Annotated in this window: 22 protein-coding genes; 16 read left to right on the top strand and 6 right to left on the bottom strand. The window is 44.8% G+C overall.

What is annotated here, in order from left to right; all coding sequences use genetic code 11:
- The first annotated feature begins 1 nt into the window (after window position 1).
- The 7 genes from RH86_RS06465 to sigZ all read left to right on the top strand — a co-directional run bounded on the left by RH86_RS06465 (window position 2) and on the right by sigZ (window position 6797).
- Window positions 2–772: a glucosamine-6-phosphate deaminase gene (locus RH86_RS06465; protein ID WP_009385628.1), complete on the top strand. Its 771-nt coding sequence runs from the start codon at window positions 2–4 to the stop codon at window positions 770–772.
- Window positions 769–1917 (top strand): N-acetylglucosamine-6-phosphate deacetylase, encoded by a 1149-nt coding sequence (locus tag RH86_RS06460; RefSeq protein WP_009385627.1) that lies wholly within the window; start codon window positions 769–771, stop codon window positions 1915–1917. Before RH86_RS06465 ends, RH86_RS06460 begins: the two co-directional genes overlap by 4 nt.
- A gap of 6 nt (window positions 1918–1923) precedes the next feature.
- The gene (locus tag RH86_RS06455) at window positions 1924–2676 is read left to right on the top strand and encodes a sugar isomerase domain-containing protein (RefSeq protein ID WP_009385626.1); all 753 of its coding nucleotides are present in this window, start codon (window positions 1924–1926) and stop codon (window positions 2674–2676) included.
- A 35-nt stretch (window positions 2677–2711) separates the two neighbouring features.
- Window positions 2712–3896, top strand: a complete 1185-nt coding sequence (gene uxuA / locus RH86_RS06450; protein WP_009385625.1) for a mannonate dehydratase — start codon at window positions 2712–2714, stop codon at window positions 3894–3896.
- A 19-nt stretch (window positions 3897–3915) separates the two neighbouring features.
- A complete protein-coding gene (locus RH86_RS06445; RefSeq protein WP_009385624.1) occupies window positions 3916–5577 on the top strand; it encodes a family 20 glycosylhydrolase in 1662 nt (553 codons plus the stop codon).
- A gap of 367 nt (window positions 5578–5944) precedes the next feature.
- Window positions 5945–6241, top strand: a complete 297-nt coding sequence (locus RH86_RS06440; protein WP_005597725.1) for an ArsR/SmtB family transcription factor — start codon at window positions 5945–5947, stop codon at window positions 6239–6241.
- Complete coding sequence (gene sigZ, locus RH86_RS06435) at window positions 6225–6797, top strand: RNA polymerase sigma factor SigZ (RefSeq protein ID WP_009385623.1); 573 nt, start codon at window positions 6225–6227, stop codon at window positions 6795–6797. The genes RH86_RS06440 and sigZ overlap by 17 nt, the downstream gene beginning before the upstream one ends.
- 79 nt (window positions 6798–6876) lie before the next feature.
- Here the strand turns inward: sigZ and RH86_RS06430 are convergent, their stop codons facing one another.
- Entirely contained in the window at window positions 6877–8790 is a 1914-nt protein-coding gene (locus RH86_RS06430; protein ID WP_009385622.1) for a methyl-accepting chemotaxis protein, read from the bottom strand.
- Window positions 8791–9200: 410 nt separating this feature from the next.
- On the opposite strand from RH86_RS06430, the gene RH86_RS06425 reads away from it, so the two are divergent.
- Window positions 9201–9629: a VOC family protein gene (locus tag RH86_RS06425; RefSeq protein WP_009385621.1), complete on the top strand. Its 429-nt coding sequence runs from the start codon at window positions 9201–9203 to the stop codon at window positions 9627–9629.
- A 59-nt stretch (window positions 9630–9688) separates the two neighbouring features.
- On the opposite strand, the gene RH86_RS06420 is transcribed toward RH86_RS06425, so the two are convergent.
- Window positions 9689–10003: a hypothetical protein gene (locus tag RH86_RS06420; protein WP_009385620.1), complete on the bottom strand. Its 315-nt coding sequence runs from the start codon at window positions 10001–10003 to the stop codon at window positions 9689–9691.
- Between the two features lie 140 nt (window positions 10004–10143).
- Between RH86_RS06420 and RH86_RS06415 the strand changes: the two genes are divergently transcribed.
- Window positions 10144–10461, top strand: coding sequence for a helix-turn-helix domain-containing protein (locus tag RH86_RS06415; protein ID WP_009385619.1), 318 nt, complete (start codon window positions 10144–10146; stop codon window positions 10459–10461).
- Between the two features lie 151 nt (window positions 10462–10612).
- A complete protein-coding gene (locus RH86_RS06410; RefSeq protein ID WP_009385618.1) occupies window positions 10613–11026 on the top strand; it encodes a GFA family protein in 414 nt (137 codons plus the stop codon).
- 101 nt (window positions 11027–11127) lie between these two features.
- On the opposite strand, the gene RH86_RS06405 is transcribed toward RH86_RS06410, so the two are convergent.
- Window positions 11128–13221, bottom strand: coding sequence for a methyl-accepting chemotaxis protein (locus RH86_RS06405; protein WP_009385617.1), 2094 nt, complete (start codon window positions 13219–13221; stop codon window positions 11128–11130).
- A 441-nt stretch (window positions 13222–13662) separates the two neighbouring features.
- Here RH86_RS06405 and RH86_RS06400 point away from each other — a divergent pair, with 441 nt between their 5' ends.
- The 3 genes from RH86_RS06400 (at window position 13663) to nqrM (ending at window position 15038) form a co-directional block, all read left to right on the top strand.
- Window positions 13663–14274: a PolC-type DNA polymerase III gene (locus RH86_RS06400; protein ID WP_009385616.1), complete on the top strand. Its 612-nt coding sequence runs from the start codon at window positions 13663–13665 to the stop codon at window positions 14272–14274.
- Window positions 14275–14385: 111 nt separating this feature from the next.
- Entirely contained in the window at window positions 14386–14844 is a 459-nt protein-coding gene (locus RH86_RS06395; RefSeq protein WP_009385615.1) for a NifB/NifX family molybdenum-iron cluster-binding protein, read from the top strand.
- Complete coding sequence (gene nqrM, locus RH86_RS06390) at window positions 14841–15038, top strand: (Na+)-NQR maturation NqrM (RefSeq protein WP_009385614.1); 198 nt, start codon at window positions 14841–14843, stop codon at window positions 15036–15038. The genes RH86_RS06395 and nqrM overlap by 4 nt, the downstream gene beginning before the upstream one ends.
- 86 nt (window positions 15039–15124) lie before the next feature.
- Here the strand turns inward: nqrM and RH86_RS06385 are convergent, their stop codons facing one another.
- Window positions 15125–15436, bottom strand: a complete 312-nt coding sequence (locus RH86_RS06385; RefSeq protein WP_009385613.1) for a DUF134 domain-containing protein — start codon at window positions 15434–15436, stop codon at window positions 15125–15127.
- A 33-nt stretch (window positions 15437–15469) separates the two neighbouring features.
- On the opposite strand from RH86_RS06385, the gene RH86_RS20105 reads away from it, so the two are divergent.
- From RH86_RS20105 to RH86_RS06370, 3 genes are all read left to right on the top strand, one after another.
- Window positions 15470–15877, top strand: a complete 408-nt coding sequence (locus tag RH86_RS20105) for a PaaI family thioesterase (RefSeq protein ID WP_009385612.1) — start codon at window positions 15470–15472, stop codon at window positions 15875–15877.
- Between the two features lie 104 nt (window positions 15878–15981).
- The gene (locus RH86_RS06375; RefSeq protein ID WP_009385611.1) at window positions 15982–16668 is read left to right on the top strand and encodes an MOSC domain-containing protein; all 687 of its coding nucleotides are present in this window, start codon (window positions 15982–15984) and stop codon (window positions 16666–16668) included.
- A gap of 101 nt (window positions 16669–16769) precedes the next feature.
- Window positions 16770–17279: a MerR family transcriptional regulator gene (locus RH86_RS06370; protein WP_009385610.1), complete on the top strand. Its 510-nt coding sequence runs from the start codon at window positions 16770–16772 to the stop codon at window positions 17277–17279.
- Between the two features lie 147 nt (window positions 17280–17426).
- On the opposite strand, the gene RH86_RS06365 is transcribed toward RH86_RS06370, so the two are convergent.
- Window positions 17427–18716 (bottom strand): phosphopentomutase, encoded by a 1290-nt coding sequence (locus tag RH86_RS06365; RefSeq protein ID WP_009385609.1) that lies wholly within the window; start codon window positions 18714–18716, stop codon window positions 17427–17429.
- Entirely contained in the window at window positions 18709–19917 is a 1209-nt protein-coding gene (locus RH86_RS06360; RefSeq protein ID WP_009385608.1) for a YhfX family PLP-dependent enzyme, read from the bottom strand. Before RH86_RS06360 ends, RH86_RS06365 begins: the two co-directional genes overlap by 8 nt.
- Window positions 19918–19991: the final 74 nt, after the last annotated feature.

Below are 19991 nucleotides of genomic sequence, written 5' to 3'. Positions count from 1 at the left end.
CATGACTTTACTTATCAACAATAAAAAAGATCAATTGAATTACCAAGTGTATGAAACACGCGATGCGATGGGCCAAGCAGCAGCTAAATACACGGAAGAGTTATTAGTTAAACTGCAAAATGAACAAGATTCGATTCGCATTATCTTTGCATCTGCACCATCACAAAACGAATTTCTGGCTTATCTGAAGCGTTCTGGCCAAATTGATTGGTCAAAAGTGACGGCATTTCACATGGATGAGTACATTGGTTTGCCAACGGGCGCACCACAAGCATTCAGCCATTTTATTAAACAAGCGCTACTCGATGATGTTAAACCACACGCGGCAAACTTCATCAATATTGATGCCAAAGACAGCGCAGAAGAGTGTCAACGTTACAGTGCACTACTGCAAGAAGCGCCAATCGATCTTGTGTGTCTAGGCGTTGGTGAAAATGGTCACATTGCATTTAACGACCCATGGGTGGCAGATTTTAATGACAAAGAAGTGGTTAAAAAGGTTCAACTTGATACTCAATGTCGTCAACAGCAAGTGAACGACGGCTGTTTTGCTGACCTTGAGAGCGTCCCAGAGTTCGCACTTACTTTGACGATTCCAACGCTAGTGAGTGCGAAACATATGGTATGTATCGTACCTGCACCAACGAAACGTCAAGCGATAACAACCATGATTAATGGTGATATCAACGAAGATCTACCGGCGTCAATTCTAAGAAATCATGCGAGCGCTGCGCTATTCCTAGATAAAGATTCAGGAGCGGATCTACTATGATTTTTGAAGGTAAAACACTTGCTGATCTGCCTGTAAAACTGATTACAGAAGCGGGCATGATTACGGCGATTGAGTCATTAGACACTCAAAATACTAGTAGCTTGCCATACATCGCACCGGGTCTTTTGGACTTACAAGTGAACGGTTTTGCAGGGGTGGATTTTAATACGCTACCCCTAAATAAAACCGACTTGATCCACGCTACCGAAGCAATGCTTAGTAATGGCGTAACGGGTTACTACCCAACAGTGATTACTAACAGTGATGAGAATATTTGCAAATTATTCCAAACATTCCAGTCATTGAGAGGCAGTGACTCACGTCTTGATCAATGTCTGCTTGGTTACCACTTAGAAGGTCCGTTTATTTCACCAAATGACGGCCCTCGTGGTGCTCACAATCGTGATTATGTTCAAGCGCCAAACGTTGAGTTGATTAAGAAATGGCACCAAGAGTCACAAGATCAGCTGCGTATTCTGACCTTGTCTCCCGAGTGGGAACAGGGATTGGCAGAAACCATTGAGTACTGTGTTGCTAATAACATCAAAGTGTCCATTGGTCACTCGGCTGCTACGCCGATGCAGATCGCACACGCTGCACAATTAGGCGCGACAATGTCAACGCATCTTGGTAATGGCTGCGACTTACAGATCCACCGTCACCATAACTACATTTGGCAGCAACTTGCAGAAGACAACTTATGGACTGCGATTATCGCAGATGGTTTCCACCTTCCACCTGCAGTTATCAAAGTGATTTTGAAAGCGAAACAAGATCAAGTGATCTTAACCAGTGACACCACAGCGTTTGGGGGGATGAAGCCGGGTCGTTATCAGACTCATATCGGCGGTGATGTCATCTTGACAGAAGAAGGAAAACTGCACCTCGCGAGCAACGATGAGCTTCTTGCAGGTTCTGCGAAATCTGTGTTGGATTGCATCAATTACCTAACTTGCGCGAACTTGCTGGATGTAGAAAGCGCCTGGAATAAAGCCAGTGCAGCACCTGCACAATTTATGGATCTATCACGACGTGGTCACTTGGCTGTCGGCCAACGTGCTGATTTGGTTGAGCTTGAGAAACGCGACGGCATCTTGAGCGTAGCGAAAACGATTCTAGCGGGAGAGGCAGTGTACACTGCTTAATAAATAATGAGTTTAACATCTGACTATTTACAGAGTATTACCGCGCATTTGGAGCAAATCCAAACCACGGAATACGATGCGATTTTGAAATCTGCGGCATTGCTAAGCGAGCAAATCGCCCAAGATAAAATCATTCATGTGGCTGCCGCTGGAGGCCATTCAAACCTTGCCACACAAGAGATTTTCTTTCGCGCGGGTGGGTTGATGCATATCAACCCAATCATTGATGAAGGTACATTGCTGACCAATGGCGCACTGCGTTCAATGGCAATCGAGCGTCTGCCTGATTACGGCAAAATTGTGGCAAGTAACCACAATTTACAAGCGGGTGAAGTGCTATTGCTGATCAACGCATATGGCATTAATGCGGCGGTTCTGGATATTGCGCTCGAAGCGAAAAAGAAAGGACTGACCGTTATTGCCGTGACGTCAGTGCAGCATGCTCAGCAGACTCCGCTTGATCACCCCGCACGCCATCCAAGCAAGCAGAATCTATTTGAAGTGGCAGACATCGTGCTGGATTGCAAAGTGCAAGTTGGTGACGCAGTGGTTGAAATTGACGGGATTAGCCAAAAAGTGGCGGCAATGTCGACTTTCGCCAACTCGTTCATTTTGAATGCGCTTGTGATTGAAACCGTAAACCTACTGGCGAAACAAGGCATTGAGCCACCGATTTGGAAAAGCGGTAATGCGACCGGTGGCGATGCGTGGAATCAACAGTTCATCACCCGCTTTAAAGACCGAATCCGACTACTTTAATCACCGACACAACTGTCTTATTAAGAGAGAAAATTATGGAACAAACATGGCGTTGGTATGGCCCTAACGACTCAGTATCATTGGATGATATTCGTCAAGCTGGAGCCACTGGAATTGTAAACGCTTTACACCACATACCAAATGGTCAGATTTGGTCAAAAGAAGAAATTCTTACACGTAAAGCGATGATCGAAGCAAAAGGCCTCAGTTGGTCTGTTGTGGAGAGTGTACCTGTTCACGAAGAAATCAAAACACAAAGTGGTGATTACCAACTTTGGATTGATAACTATAAGCAAACTCTACGCAACCTTGCTCAATGTGGCATTGATACCGTTTGTTATAACTTCATGCCAGTACTGGATTGGACTCGAACTGACCTTGAATACCAGATGGCGGATGGCTCAAAAGCATTACGCTTTGACCAAATCGCATTCGCCGCTTTTGAACTGCACATTCTTAAGCGCCCTAGTGCACAAGCAGATTACACCGGAGCAGAGCAAACAGAAGCACTGGCTTACTATAATGCGATGACTGAGGCACAAATTGAGCAATTAACCGCGAATATTATCGCGGGTCTACCTGGTGCGGAAGAAGGTTACACGCTTGAAGCGTTCCAAGCGCAATTAGATCGTTACGCAGGGATTAATAAAAACAAATTGCGTGAGCACATGGTGTATTTCTTAAATGAAATTATGACAGTGTGTGAAGAAGAAAACATCAAGATGGCCGTACACCCAGACGATCCACCCCGTCCGATTCTTGGTCTTCCTCGCATTGTTTCAACCATCGAAGATATCGATTGGCTAACTGAAAACGTTCCTAGCCCGAAAAACGGCCTAACCATGTGTACTGGTTCTTATGGTGTACGTGGCGACAACGACTTAGTCAGCATGATCGAGAAACACGGCGAGCGTATTTACTTCACCCACCTTCGTTCTACTCAACGCGAAGAAAATGCGAAAAGTTTCCATGAAGCGGCGCATTTAGAAGGCGATGTCGACATGTATGGCGTGGTTAAGGCTCTGCTTAAAGAAGAGCAACGCCGCGAGCAAACTGGTGATGTACGTAAGATCCCAATGCGCCCAGATCATGGTCATCAAATGCTTGACGATTTAAATAAAAAAACCAATCCGGGCTACTCTGCGATCGGTCGCCTTAAAGGATTAGCTGAAGTTCGAGGTCTTGAACTGGGATTAAAACGCGCTTTTTTCACTGACTAGTTTTGTAAGGAATACAAACATGCTTAAACGTAATAAACGGAGTCAATTTGGACTCTCTTGGTTTAAACGTAGTCGTCTTTCTATTTTAGGAACCATGTTACTTTGTGCTTCTCAAGGCGCTATAGCTAATGAGCAAGTTGAGAAGAATGCTAACGAAGAGCCGGTTGTTGCTTATCACGTTGATTTTCGTGTCCAAGTGATGCCGATTGAAGCGTTAAAAGCGATGGCAAAAGAGGTCGCTTCTTTAGGCTTCAACACGATTATCATGGAATGGGAAGCGTCTTACCCATACAAGAAGCACAGCATAATCTCGAATCAATATGCTTACTCACGTAAAGAAGTAAAACAGTTTATTGAGTACAGTGAAGGCTTAGGTCTTGATGTTATCCCACTTCAGCAGAACTTTGGCCATGCTGAATATATCTTAATGCATGAGCGTTATGCCTACCTACGAGCAGACGCAAGACAGCTTTCTCAAATTGATCCAACAAGACTAGACGCAGCAAGAGATCTGTTTGAAGAACTATTTGATGATATGTTCTCAACACACAACTCTGAATACGTACACATTGGTGGTGATGAAACGCGTCTTCTTGACTGTAAAAACTGCCAAGATGCTTGGGGGGATTTGGGCGAAGAAGCTGGAAAGTCAAAGATCTATGTTGACTACATGAAGATGATTGCTGAAATCGTTACTGAGCGCGGAAAAACGCCACTTATCTGGGCTGATATGATTCTAAAACATCCTGAAGCTATCAAAGATATGCCTAAGAATGTGATCTACATCGACTGGAACTACGGTTGGGACTTTGATCGTTTCGGCTCGGATCCTCGCGATCTAATCAAACAGTACGATCTTCAGTTTTGGGGGGCGCCTTCGATTCGTTCGGGCCCAGATGATTACCATAGCAACTCATGGGAAAAACATCTGAACAACATGGCTGATTATATTCCTGAAGCGAAAAAAGCAGGATATACAGGTATGGTACTGACCTCATGGTCAACGTCAGGTGAATATGGTTATAACTGGTTCAGTGGTGAGGTTGAAACGGTTGAAATCTACCCAATTCGTCAGGTTTATCCTCACTCATACCCTAACGATGCGTTCCGCATGAGTACATCTGCATTTATTACCGCGATTGAGCAAGAAGAGCCAATCAAGGTCAAAGGCTTTACTCGTCAATACGCGAAAGAGCGTTTCGGTTTGACAGCGCCAGAAGCAACAAAACTTTGGAATATTCTGAGCTCTGAAGTGATGAATAACAAAGTGGTGGTGGGTTCTGTTAAATTGTCGGGCGTTAAAGGTTTAACTGAAGAACAACGTCAATTAGCACAAGTAACACTAGATAAAGTGAGAGAGTCACAAGCTCAATTGAAACAGATCGTTCCTACGATCAATGAAGAAGAGTTCTCTCACTATATTCTACAGTTGGACCTACGTGAATTCTGGCTGAATTTCCGAGTGATTCAAGGCTGGGTACAGTCTGAAGAATTCACGCGCAAAGACCGTAATAACGCGGTTGAAATGTTAGAAGCGCTGTTAGAGAAAGGCGAAGAGTTGAACGAACGTTTTGAAGATTCTTTCAGCGGTGCGTTATACGATTCAGAAATCGAAGTTTTGAACGAATACCGTAACCACAAGATTGAGATGCTGCTTGAACGTCTATCGAATGAGCGTTAATTCTTAATCGAATCAAGAACCGAATCCCTCAACAAGTTTGAGGGATTTCAGATGGTTGACAAAGGTTAAGCGTTGGAACTATACCTTTGTTCTAAAAGGAGCTTTCAAAAAGGTGCTTTAAGAACCAATGTCTACGCTCATGACGTAACCACATTATAGCCGCTGACATGAACCTTTTATCCAATGCCTTCTTACTATACCGATTTTTTGTGTGATCGGTTCCCATCAGAATTTCAACTTAGTGGAAATAGTTCCAATGAAACTTTTCCCTACACACGCGATTTGAAGTAACGAGATTGCTTTTTAGTAATATTTCGATTATTTTGGAAATGTATAGTAAATCGGAGCAAACTAATCGGTGAATACAATGGAACTCGAAGCTGTTGCTAAAGCGTTAAAAGAGCTTGGCCATCCAACCCGTTTATCTATCTACAAAAGTGTGGTGAAAGCAGGGTATCAAGGCATTGCGGTGGGTGGATTACAAGAGCAATTAGATATTCCAGGCTCGACGTTATCTCATCATATTGCCAGCCTTGCTTCAGCCGGTTTGATCAGTCAACGTCGCGAAGGGCGAACTCTGTATTGTGTGGCTGAATATCAATGTTTAGAAGGCGTGATTGGTTTTTTACAAGCGGAATGTTGCGCTGATGAAAAATGCCAATAACTCACTTAATCTTGATGAAGTATGGCGCCAATACCAGCATTCATTGAAAGCGTTTTTGCATAGTAAAGTCGCTAATGAGGCAGACGTTGAAGACTTACAACAAGAGATTTTGATCAAGACCTACCAAAGCTTGTCGGATGTACAAAATGAATCAAGCGTGAAGTCTTGGTTGTTTCAATTGGCGCAGCGAACCATTATCGATTTTTATCGCAAGCGTGCTCGTACTCAACGCGATAATAATCTACAAGCGGATGATTTATGGTTTGAACAATTGCCTGAAAGTGTTGAGCAAGAACTGGCAAACTGTATCGCGCCGTTTATTCACGCTTTGCCTGAGGCGAGTGCAAGCTTGCTTAGCCACGTTGAGCTTGATGGCATGAGTCAAAAAGAGTTGGCCGAGCAGCAAGGTGTCAGCTATTCCACCCTGAAATCTCGCGTGCAAAAAAGCCGAATGGAGCTGAAAAAACTGTTTGAAGAGTGCTGCGATCTGACTCTGGATAAGCATGGCAATGTGGTCGATTACCAGCACAAAGGGAAAGGATGCTCGCGTTGCTAATTATCTTCTTAGTCTGATTAGCATTAAAAAGCCTCGCGATGCGAGGCTCTGGTGTATTAAAAGCGTTGTATCGTAAGCGCTACAGCTTAAAGCTGCCCACCATGGTATCTAAACGTTGAGAAAGCTCCTTGAGTTCTCCACTCGCTAAAGCCAATTCCTCTGCTGTCCCTGTAGTTGCTTCATTGATCGCGTTGATCTCTTCGATATTGTTGTTGATGGTATAAACCACGGTTGACTGCTCTTCGGTTGCCGTCGCAACTTGGGTATTACGATCGGTAATATCGTGAATACGCTCCGAGATATGAGTCAGAACTTCGGCCGCTTCGTCAGACGATGACACGCCTTCATAAGTCAGCGCCTTGCCCGCTTCCATTGCGGTCACCGCATCTTTCGCGTCACCTTGTAGCTGATTAATCATCTTCTGAATTTCGTCGGTAGAAGATGCGGTGCGGCTTGCTAGATTACGAACTTCGTCTGCAACAACCGCAAATCCACGGCCTTGCTCACCCGCGCGTGCTGCTTCAATCGCTGCGTTCAGTGCAAGTAGGTTCGTTTGATCTGAAATGTCGCGGATGACATCCAAAATTGAACCGATCTCTTGAGTGGTTGACGCTAACTGCCCCACGACTTGGCCAGTATGGTCGATGTCTGCGGCTAAACGGCTGATCACATTTTTCGCCTTGTTGACGACGTTTTGCCCCATCTGAGTATTATCAGAGGCGAGCGCTGCGGTATCTGCGGCGGTTGCAGCGTTTGAGGCGATTTCACTAATGGTTGCGCCCATCTGATTGATCGCAGTGACCACTTGAATCGTCTGGTCGCGTTGCAGCTGGCTATTGTCGTAGGTTGAGTTGGCACGGTTAGAAACATTATCCGCCGCAGATTGCAGTGCATGACTGGTGGATGCGACCTCTTTCATCGATTGGTGGATCTTTTCAATAAAGCCGTTAAAGCCTTCTGACAATTGGCCGATTTCATCACTACTCGTAATTTCAATACGTTGTGATAAATCCCCATCCCCTTTGCCTAAGTCGCTAAAACGCGCTGCGATAGCACGAATAGGGCGAGTAATGCTATTGGCTAATAACACACCCATGATGATAAATAGCACCGCAATAAAGGCGGTGGTGAGCATCATTTGTTTTGCTACTGCGGCAAGATCAGCAAACACTTCTTCAACAGGCACCACGCCGACAACGAACCAATCCATGGATGGAACGTAGGTGCTCGAAACAAAGACCTGTTCGCCTTGGTATTCCGCTTCGATGAGATTGAAACCTGACTTATTAAGTAGTTTCGCAGTACCAACGCCGTAAAGATTATCCAAAGAGCTGCGTGTTGCGTTGCCATCACGATGAATTTTGATGTTGCCATTCGCGTCCGTAAGGAAGACAAAGCCACTTTGCTCAATTCTAAAATTGTTAAGTAGCGACACCATGTCGTCCATTGATTTTGATAGACCAGCCATGGTTAAGCCGTGCAATAGCTGAAAATTGGTGAACATTTTCACATCGCCATTTGGCTCTTGAAAGATATTGACTGAGGTTGCATTACCCGATTGAGTAAAGCCAAAAAACCAACCATCTTGTTGTTGGTTTAGCTGACGTAAGAAACCGTCTTGGTTCCAGTAATAAGCCGTTTCTCGGTTTGCAACCGAGGCATCATTCAGGTCGTATTGCTGACGAACGTTCTTGAGCTCTTGGACTAACATCGCTTGTACACTGGCATCGATTTCAGTGCCATCGACAGCGTGTTTAATAAACTCGTTATTGGTAATCTGTTCAGCCGCCAGCAGCATTTCGCTTACTTCACGGTCGATTTGATTACTAATGTCGTCAAGGATTGACGGAAGCTCAATTTCTATAAGGTGGTGTTCAAGTAAGCTACGAGACTGTTTCTGGGCGATGACGCCCATAATAATTGTGGATGAAAGCACGGCTAAGGTGATACCCGCCACCACCTTTTGCTTGATGCTAATTGAATTTAATTTCATTGGTTGATCTGCCTTTTTATAGCATGTCGTTATTGTGAGGTTTTACGCCTGCTTACCCTATTCGGCGATGACTTCCATTCGTAGAGATGTCCAACACGGTTAAGATATCGACATGTAGTTGCATTTCTTTACAAAAAAATGAGATCAGTATTCAATTCTCGTGTCGAAGATCACAGATAGGCGTGGAGAGGCTTCTGTAAACGATGAGCTGCATCATTATGTGTTTTTGATGTCGCAGATAAGCTGGAATTTTGATTTTGTTAACAAAATTTGGTTTTTACATGAATTAAATATGGTTATACTTCACACAATTGAGATAAACATTGGCGTGCATAAGATGAATTTACCTCCAATATGGTGGTTATATTTTCCATCTATGACCTCGCGCCATTCAAATAAGGTGAGCTTAAATGGAACCTCGTATTAGTATTATTACGCTTGGCGTAAAAGATCTAGAGACATCGTATAACTTCTATACAGCACTTGGTTTCCCAACCACTTATTCTCCAGCTGAAGGCATTGTATTTTTCAAAACCGGTGGCGTGTGCTTAGCCTTATATCCGATCAATGCTCTTGCTCGTGACATTTCTAATAAATACGTTGGTTATCGCGAAGGGTTTACGGGAGTAACGATCGCACACAATACGCGTAGTCGCGGTGAAGTTGATGAAATTCTAACCGTAGCGGCGAAGGCTGGTGGCACAATTGAAAAGCCTGCTCAAGATGTATTCTGGGGTGGTTATAGTGGTTATTTTGCCGACCCTGATGGCCATCTATGGGAAGTGGCTTATGGTGATTGTTGGAAGTTCAATGCCGATGGTTCGTTAGTGATCGACTAACGCGAAATCTTCTATCGTTTAAAAAAGCCGATTTTACTCGGCTTTTTTTGTTTTAATGGCTAAGTCAGTTGTTTGTCTAGTTCATCAATTGCAAACGTCAGCGCTTCAATACCGAGTTTTGCTATTTGCTTTTCGTTTTTCGACAGTTCAGTACGAGCAAAAAGCAGCTCACTCTCATCAATGTGAGGTAAGTGTAATAATAGCTCTTTGTATTTTAATAAGCGGTACTGAGACTGCTTAATTTTCGTTAAAGATTCACCTCGTGAATCCATCGCAATTTGCTCAATGTCGTTAATTAATTTTGCTATAAGGAGTCGCAAATTGCGAAGTGTCTCATTGCACTCTGCATCAAAAATTTCATTATTTTTCTTCATTTAATACCAACGGTTCGATGCTAACTGTTTAAAAATCAGCGCATTGTGCGAACAGTGGAATAGGGGGTAAATATGAGGTGGTCAACATGGTCTGCTTATTGCGTTAGATAGGTCAAATCTGTCCTTTTTAGGAGCTTGTGATGATTGACCCTATAGTGATGGTTCTAATTAACAGACGTAAATCAGCCAGTATGACGCGCGTGGAAATTGCCGAGATTGCGGGTATGAGCTTAAAAACTTATCAGCGTATTGAACGAGGCGAATCGGATATGAAATTGTCTCAGTTTCGCGCCATTACTCGTGCCCTACACATAACAGAGCTTGATGTTGCACTCGATATCAAAGGCATCCAGCCCACAACTACTGCGGATTTAACCGCCGCTTGCCGATTATTAAATCGTGATGCACAAACATCGTTGATGCGGTTTTTAATGTTGATAACAAAGCAAAAACATTAAGCGGGAAGGCGATGGTGGAAACAGATCGTTTAAGAATGACTCGTTTGAGTTACGTCATATAAAACATCATTGTGCTTGAAAATTACTGGGTATTATTGCGATAGTTGTGTGCTACAAGCGATAAATGATCGTCATAGATAAAGGAATAGATATGACTTACCCAATTACAGCACAGTGCCAATGTGGCCAAGTTTCTTATCAATTGAATGCGGCACCGCAAATGGTGGCGGCATGCCATTGTAAAGAATGCCAGAAGCTCTCGACAGCGCCTTTTAGCGTTACAGCAGTAGTGAAAGCGGAAGATATCGATTTTGATGGTGAGATGTCAGATTGGAGCCGGCCCGCAGACAGTGGCAATGTCAATTGTGCCAAGTTTTGTGGCGGGTGTGGTAACCGCATTTATCATTTTGATCCCGAGCATCCGCAGTTAATCAAACTCAAGCTTAAACCGGTGAATTTGGCCGATGACTCACTATTTGCACCAACAGTACACGTGTGGGTGAAAGAAAAACAATCTTGGGTTGATATTCCGGCAGGGGTAAAAATAATCGAAGGTCAGCCTTAGTGGTGAGTATATTGAGGCCACGTTCTTTGCTTCCTTCGAGATAGCGAAATAAAAAAACAGCGCCCAATTGGGCGCTGCGATTTGTAGCATGAGGGTTAAACTCAGATCTTAAATTTGTTCAACTCATCGTGAAGATCAGAGGCGCGTCCTGACAACTCATTGCTGATATCAACAGACGTCGTCATTGTGTCCATCACATCAACGGCGGTGTCGTTAATGATCACTACATTACGGTTGATCTCTTCTGCGACTAAACTCTGCTCTTCAGCAGCAGAGGCGATTTGGTTGTTCATGTCGTTAATTACATCAATCGCTTGGTTGATCTCTGCTAAGGCCGTTTGCGCTGCTTGGGTTTCATCCTTGGTATCGGCCGCCTGTTCTTGGCTCTGCTCCATCAATTCAACAATTGTCTGGGTATCACGCTCTAGAAGTGCCAGCATGCTACGAATCTCTTCAGTAGAGCTTTGAGTGCGGTTGGCTAAGTTACGTACCTCATCCGCAACCACGGCAAAACCACGGCCAGCAGAACCTGCGCGTGCCGCTTCAATCGCTGCATTGAGCGCTAATAAGTTGGTCTGTTCAGCAATGCCGCCAATTTCAGACAGAATACCTTGAATGCTTGCGCTCGATTCCGCCAAACTCAGTGTTTGCACTTGGGCATTGTTGACTTGCTGCGCCAATGCCTCAACGGCATGGGCTGCATTATCCATGCGTGTCATACCATTTTGGCTATTAGATTGGACTTGGCTTGCCGCTGTCGCAGCTTGTACCGCTGAGTTGGCAACTTCTTGTGCGGCCGCGGTCATTTCATTAATGGCTGTTGCTAGTGAATTGACTTCATTTAGCTGACCGTTGAGCTTATCTTTCGATATGTCTGCACTCTCTTGGCCTTTGCGAGCGCTTGAATCCACTTGAACCGCGGTCTCTTTTGCCGATCGTAGCATCTCTTGCATACGGCTTAGGAAGGCGTTGAACCAATGTGATAGCTGGGCGGTTTCATCTTTGCCTTTCACTTCTAAGCGATAAGTCAGATCGCCATCGCCTTGTGCGACATCTTTGAAACGCTCCACTAAGTTGCCTAGCACTTTGCCTAGTGAGTGTGCGATAAAGGTCATTGCGGCCACCCCAAATAGCATCGCTAAAATGCCGGCGGTCACACCTTGCTGGATCGCTTGGCTATTCATCTCGCTATTCCAACTATTGAAGTCGGCAATGCTCTTTTGCAATACATGAGTTGGTACTGACACGATAACAATCCATGCTGCACCAGAGGTGTTAACAGATGTGATGGCGTACTCTTGGCCGTTTTGCGTCATCATACCAATCGTTGTGCCTGAGGCGAGGTTTTGGATTTTTGACCATTGATTGTATAGCTGGCTCGGGACTTTTTTACCGACAGTCGCGGGTAGATTGGCGTTAGCCAGCGTTGCCCCTTTCCAAGAAGCGATGATGATATTGCCTTCGCCTTCAAATAGATCACTCGCGAGTGATTGGCTCTGCGCTTGTAATTGGGTCAGTGCCAGATCGAAACCCAATGAACCAATGATCTTGCCGTTGACTTTGATTGGTTGGCTGATGGTGGTGATCAGTTCCTGCTTGCCACGCACAGGGTACATGTAAGGTTCCATCACGAAGGTGCGACCCGTTTGATACGGCATTAGGTGCCAATCGTCGACGCGCTCACCATTAGCATTCATGGCCGTGTTGGAAAAGCTTGCCATGCCCAAAGCATCAAAACTGCCTTGATTATTAGGAGAGAAAAAAGGCGCCAATACGCCGTTTTCGTTGAAAGCGCTTCCTGCTTTTGCTTCACTTTCCAGCGGCCAGGTTTTTTCTTCAAATACCATGTAACCGGCAAAAACCGCTTCATCTTGGGCTTTTAGCGCCGCCGTAAAATGATTAACCAGCGCATCAGCTCCGGCATGATCTTGGGCACTTTGCTCCATAATTGAGCGTAATTGGCTTAAGCTACGAGTGACGGGAAACAGCTCATTGGCGATAGTTTTGCCTTGTTCTGAAGCGGTAGAACGTAAGTGAGAAGTGGTGGCTTCAGTCAGCTGGTCAGAAACCTTGCTGGAAATCTGTTGGTTAACTTTGGTAAAAGCGTTGGTCGTCATCCCCATCGCGATCAATAGGGTAAAGGCCATCGCCACCCCCGCGCCGACAGCAATTTGCGTGCGAATACTATTGAACATGTTCATATACCCTTATGAATGTGTACGTGCTTAGTTATTGTTAATTATGAAATCTCGCTGATTATAGCGATAACAATTGAACGCAATATTTTACAAAATAGATAAATATGAACAGTAAGAGATCGCTTATGAATCACTTTGGTGACCAGTCTGAAATTTGGCGTTTGGCGGTGATAATTGAGTGAGAGCTATTTTGCTATAAGTTATTGTTAATATTGTTTTTAATTTAATTTAGCTTAACCAGATTAAAGCCGATTCTCTTTATTGAACAAATGTAACAGCCAAAAATTTGGCGATAAAATTTGATATTTTAATGAGATAGGTCAAATTTTTTTTTGCGCAAAAAAACAGCGCTCAATGCGCTTTGCGCTAACCGGTAAGTGTGGTTACACTGCGCGGGTATTTTTACATTGATATAGGTGATGTGTGTCTATTCCTTCTATGGCGGATTCAATAATTGTGCTCGATTTCGAGACCACGGGACTTTCTCCTCAACAAGGTGATCGAGCCATTGAAATTGGTGCCGTGAAATTGCATCAAGGAGAAGTGGTTGATCGATTTCAACGCTTGATGAATCCAGGTTTTCGAGTGAGCAGTTTCATTGAAGGCTATACCGGTATTACCAACAATATGCTAAGTGGTGCTCCGGGCTGTGCAGAAGTGATGGATGAATTTGCTGACTTTATTCAAGGCAGTAATTTATTGGCGCACAATGCATCATTCGATCAACGTTTTTTAGATGGTGAACTTGCACTCATTAAACGCGATTACAATGGCCAATTTGCATGCTCTTTATTGGTATCACGCCGATTGCATCAAGAAACGTCATCCCACAAGTTGGGGGATTTAGTTCGTTATCACCAAATCGATAATGATGGCGTATTTCACCGAGCATTAGCAGATGCGGAAATGACGGCAAAGTTATGGCGTGTTCAATTGGCGACCTTACGCGATAAATATGGAATTTCGCAGCCAAGTTTTGAATTAATGACGAAGATAGCAAAAACGCCTAAGGCATCGATTGATACTCTGCTAAGAAAGGTGAGCCGTTAGTGACACACTGATTGCGATAACTTTCACAATCTAATTTTTCAAATTAGTTATTGGCATATGCCAATAACTGGCAATATAGTGTGCTTTTGTTCTTATAGGGCAGGAGCCACTATGATCTACGCAATTCCTTGTCTTGATAATCTTGTTTCCAATCACTTCTCTCGTGCGCCACAAGTGGTGATCTTCAATCAAACTACTGGCACTTATCAGCTCATCACTCTTGAAGAAACGGCTTCGAATTGTGGTAAGAAAAAGCAGTGGATGGCATTAATGGCCGCACAAAACGTCAACGCGGTCGTCGTGCGTTCAATCGGTAAGAAAATGCTGAGTGCTTTGTTTGATCTTAATCTTGAGGTTTTTGCTGCGCCGCCAAAAGCGGATATTCGCCAGTTGGATTACGCTGTGCTAATGCCAGTAACCTGTTTGGATTATGGTAAGGAACCTAAAAAGTCGACCCGTTGTTGTGGCAGTAAAAAAGCATGCGGTAGTCAATCAGCCGCCAACACCCCATCACCCTTGATGAGTTCACTGAAAAAAGGCTTTACCTTGATAAAAAGGATCGCCAAATGACCTTTGTCTTCGCTTTGATTGGTTTTATTACGGTGATTAGTCTGATGGCTATTGGTGTGCTTTTTTCTCGTAAATCCATTGCAGGCAGTTGTGGCGGGTTAGCCAATATCGATATTGAGCGTGAATGCAATTGCGAAGAAGTGTGCGATGAACATCGTAAAACCTTGTACCAAATTAGTGAGCCCAATACTTAACACAGGTGAGCCACTTGGTTGCTTGGTTGCTTGGTTGCTTGGTTACTTGGTTACTTGGTTGCTTAGTTACTTAGCTGCTTAGCTGCTCAGTCAGCCGATCCTGTTTGCACAGGCGTATCTTGATCAGTTGTTAGCACCAAGGCATGACCGTTGACCAAGCAATTTGCCACTTTGGCTCGGGCCCGCTTAACGATGTTGCCGAAGGTTTGGCGAGAGACCTGCATTTGCGCGGCGGCATCGAGTTGGCTCAGCCCTTCTTGATCGGCTAAACGTAACGCTTCCAGCTCTTCCGCTTGGAGTTCGATGTGTTGCAGCTCTGTCATCGGTACGCCATTAGGCTTAAAGCAAGAGTAAGGCGCGCGAGTACAGATTTTGCGTTGTATTTTAGGCCGAGCCATGTCGATTTTCTCTCTCAAAAATAAGGGTAAACAATGGTGTCATCTACAGCCAAATCACACTGCCAATGCGCGGTGTGTTGCCAACCATTCTTTTCTGAACAATGTATTGAGTTCATCCCAACAAACACCCATAGCGTTCAAGCCTTGATTGTAGCAACACAAAAGGTGCAGGGCTACGACGGCGTAATGCAAGGCGGTTTGATCACGACGTTGCACGATAGTGCCATGCTGCATTGTCTATTCAATTTAGATATTACTGCTATGACGGCTAGCTTAGAGGTGCGCTTTCATCAGCCGATACCTATTGGACAAACGCTCTGCGTGCAAGCACGATGGGTGAAGAGCAAACGTCGACTCCATTGGTTAAATAGTGAAATTTGGTGTAATGGCGTGTTGCGTTCATCTGCAAGTAGTCGATTTATGCCGTTGTGTGATGGTTAGCATCGAGTTGTGATTTTATCCTGAACGCTGGGCTTTAATCTTGCATTATTGGGCTGGTACACTCAGCGATATTTTCTTCACATCTTGACGAGTAAGGAGCTTCAATGACCATGACAATCTATCCTATTGCCGGAGTATATCGCGGTAAAGTCGCACAATTTCATGGTATGCAAACCGCTATGAATAAATCTCAAGTGACGGATGAAATCCACCTTACTCCGACGGGGTTAGAAGGAGATGAGTGCTTTGAGACTAAATTTCATGGTGGCGTTGAGCGCGCTTTGCATCAATATCCTGCGGAACATTATGACTACTGGGCGAATAAATACCGCAGTGACTCCCAATGGTGTGCGCCAGGGATGGGAGAGAACATCAGCTCGATGGGTATGACTGAGTCGGATGTGTGCATTGGGGATCGTTACCAATGGGGTGAAGCAATTATTGAAGTTAGCCAGCCACGCTCACCTTGTATGAAGCTGAGTCAGCGCTGGGGTGTCGAAAATTTTTCTGTCGATATACAAGATGTCAGCCGTTGCGGTTGGCTATATCGAGTGATACGAGCGGGTAAAGTGAGTCAAGATCAGCCCTTGATTTTGCTTGAGCGAGTGAAAAATCCACTCTCGATCCTTGCCGTTTGTGAGCGTTACTTTGGTGATCCGTTAAACCCACAGGGGCTAGAGGAACTGCTTGCCCAAGAGCGCTTGTCTAATAGTTGGCGTGCTAATGTCGAAAAACGGATTGCTACAGGCGAAGTGGAAAACTGGAATTTTCGTTTGCTGGGCCACGCTTAATTGCTTGTTTATGTGACTAAATAAAAAGAAGCAATCAAGCTATTGACCCGTCTATGAGTCAAGGGTTGAAGATAATACCTGAACCACAAAGAGGCGAAAAAATGTTAACGGTAACCCAACTAGCAAGAGAGTGCGGAACTTCCCGCACTACGATTCTGTATTACGAGAAAGAGCAGCTACTCCTGCCTGCCTATCGTGCTGAGAACGGCTATCGCTGGTATGGGGAGAATGAGATAGAGCGGCTTAAAACGATCGCTTCTTATCGTTCTTATGGTTTGCCTTTAAGCAGTATTCGCACTTTGTTGGATCGACAAGGGCAATCTCAAGCACAAATCTTGAAAGACCATTTTGAAGAGTTAGAGCGAGAGATCCAAACATTGCGCGCACAACAAAAGGCGATCGTGGTGTTACTTCAAGAACCAAATCTTTTAGAGGATAAAAGCGTGACGAAACAACGTTGGGTAGAAATTATGCAAGCGGCCGGTTTCACTGAAGCGGACATGGTGAAATGGCACCAAACGTTTGAAGCAATGGAGCCACAAGAACATCAGAAATTCTTGGAATCACTCGGTATTGATGCTCAAGAAATTGAGCAGATTCGTAAAATCTAATTTGAGCTGAAGCTGATATAAAAGCACCGTTCGTGTCATCGTTCGGTGCTTTTTACTTATATGATTTTCGTGTGAGACTAAGAAAAAATCAAAAAAAGAAGCCTCTCAGCAGAAAGGGGGAGTCTGCAAAGAGGCGATAGTACAACTTTAGTTTAGCAAGGATTTTGAATTCGTCAGGATTGTTTGATGTAAAGTTGCAAATAAGGGTGTTATCGGTGTGCCATTTTCTGGCAAAGCGGCATTGAAAAAGGCGCAGACACTCGCACCAACATCAGACAGTGTGGTACGGGTGCCAAGGTCAATTGTGGTTTTAAGCGGCTGAAAAGCCAACAATGGTACTTGCTCGCGGGTGTGTTTAGTGTGGCCGATGAATGGGTCATTGCCATGATCTGCCATGACAATTAACCAGTCTTCTATTGCCATCAAATCAATAACTTTTTGTAACCCAATATCGGCTCTTTCTAACACTCGCCAATATTGTTTGGGATCTTGCTGATGACCTGAAAGATCCGTTTCTTGAACATTGGCGCAGAAGAATCCGTGTTGATATTGTCGTAAATCTTGCTCAAGTAGCCGGAAAACTTCATCGGTGTCCACCACCGATAAATAGGATTCACCATCAGGATTTTGCACGATATCCGCGACTTTGCCATACAGTCGAGTAGTGACGCCTTGCTGATGTAACAACCACGGCACTTGAGTTTTAGCATCGACGCCATAACCTAGGTGTACAACCTGAAATCCAGCATCGTAAGCGCCGCTATCTGGTGCGTTAACGCCGATGTAAGCCGGATTTCCATCGCTATCATTCTTCACTTCTATCGCGTTTAAAACGCGCTGCATACTGTGCTTATTACCATTAAAATCAATATCCCCCCCAAAGGCGATGTTGCGGCTGACGGGGTTAGCGTGACGAACCACATTCGCGATAGCCAATAACTGCTCAAAGCTGACGAGATTGAAATTACAGGTCAGGTTATACACTTGCCCTAAATCGGCCTCGAGGTTATCTCCAATGATCACGCCTTGCTCTACTTGTAGCAGGGACAAACCCTGTTGATTGATACGTTCAACCTTAAAACTGGCTTGTAACAGCGCTGTTTCTATCGCCGGTAGGGCTATTTGAAATGGCTGAGTCAACGGCGGCTTGGGTTTTGTCCCCATGATCTCTTGATGGCCCATAAATGTATCGCCACCTTGGTGGGCAAGCCAAGCTCGGCCGGTGTTCGCCTCGGGGTTGGCTTGCATAACAGTGTGTGGGTTTTGCACCACATTTTGTAAGCCGAGTTTTTCTAGAGTGGGTAAGCGTTTTAAAGGAAAGTGTTCAAGCAATTTATTGGCGGTATTGGCTCCGCAATCTTGCGGGCGAACTTGCGCCACATCCGGCATCTCGCCAACCCCAAAACCATCGAGCACCACCACAATAAATCTAGCCATGATTCACCTCAGTGCGGCGCTCATAGCTTGCCGCCGGGCTACCTTCAACTGGGTTACCCAATGCGTCATAAATAGCGATAATTTGTGGTTGCCCACTCGAAACACCAGTAATCAATGCGACATCACTGCGGGTAACGAATACTTGGGTGCGATAAGCCATCACCACCGGCGTGCCTATTGGATACAAACCGCTTAAGCGTAAGTGGTAGTCGATGCTGTCGGCATCATCGTTGTAAACGCTGACTTTTTGATAGCTCGATTCTGTTGGTAATAAACCATTTTCCAGCGCACCGCGACGGTAGTAACCGCCCGCAAAGCAGTAACTGTCATTACCATAGTGATGGGAGATTTCACTGAGATAAAGCATGGCTACTTTTTCCCGCTTCTCCCCGTGTATATTGGCGGGAATAGTGCCTGTTAGCGCATGGCCGGGTTCACCATGAGTGCAGTGATGGGCAGCTAAAAGTGGCATCGTTTCACAGCTGGTGGCCGATGGCGCATTGATTTGTAGGTTTGTATAACCTAATTTTTCTAGCGCCGTTTTGGTTTCTACCAAGGTGGTTAAGTTCGGGGTTGGTTCAGTTTTACCACTCGCGCTATCGTATAAGAAGCAGGGGAAATGGGTAACGCCAGCTAGGGTGATGTTCGGCATCGCTTCAATTTCACTTACAACGGCATCAAGATCGCTGAGCGGGAAGCCTGATTCTTGGTTGGTGTAAAGCCTATCACGGCGATGAAAGAACTTAAGTAACAGAGCTTGATTCACGCCATATTTCACGGCGGCATCTGAGATTTGTTGTGCTTTCTCGAGGCTATAAACGGTGATGACTTGCGGTTTAATTTGACCGACTAAGCGCTCAACCATGTTGGTTGGTGGTTGTACCAAATGACCCACGTTTGCAATGGGTAAACCGTGCGCCGCCATTAGGCGTGCTTCTTTGAAATCAACACAGACGATGCCATCAAAGCCGCACTCTTCAACCAATAGTTTAGCCAACAGAGGATTGCGGCCAATCTGTTTGGTCATAGCAAAAAGCTTAATGCCGTAGCGGTCAGCATCTTGCTTAATTTGCTGTGCATTTTCAAGTAATTGGTCAACATCAATCACGGTGGTGTCAGGTAGCAATTTCCCTTGTTTAAATAAGCTAAACGCGGCATTTATTAACGCGGGATTTTGCTTTTGTAGTGCTTCTAAAAACATATTTTTCCCTTTTTAGAGATGAGCTGAACCGACACATCAATCGCTGATGTGCTGCTAAATAACAGTCAACAGAA

This window comes from Vibrio sp. N418, from assembly GCF_000222565.1.
Lineage (GTDB): Bacteria > Pseudomonadota > Gammaproteobacteria > Enterobacterales > Vibrionaceae > Vibrio > Vibrio scophthalmi.
This window is presented reverse-complemented; position numbering and strand designations above follow the sequence as displayed.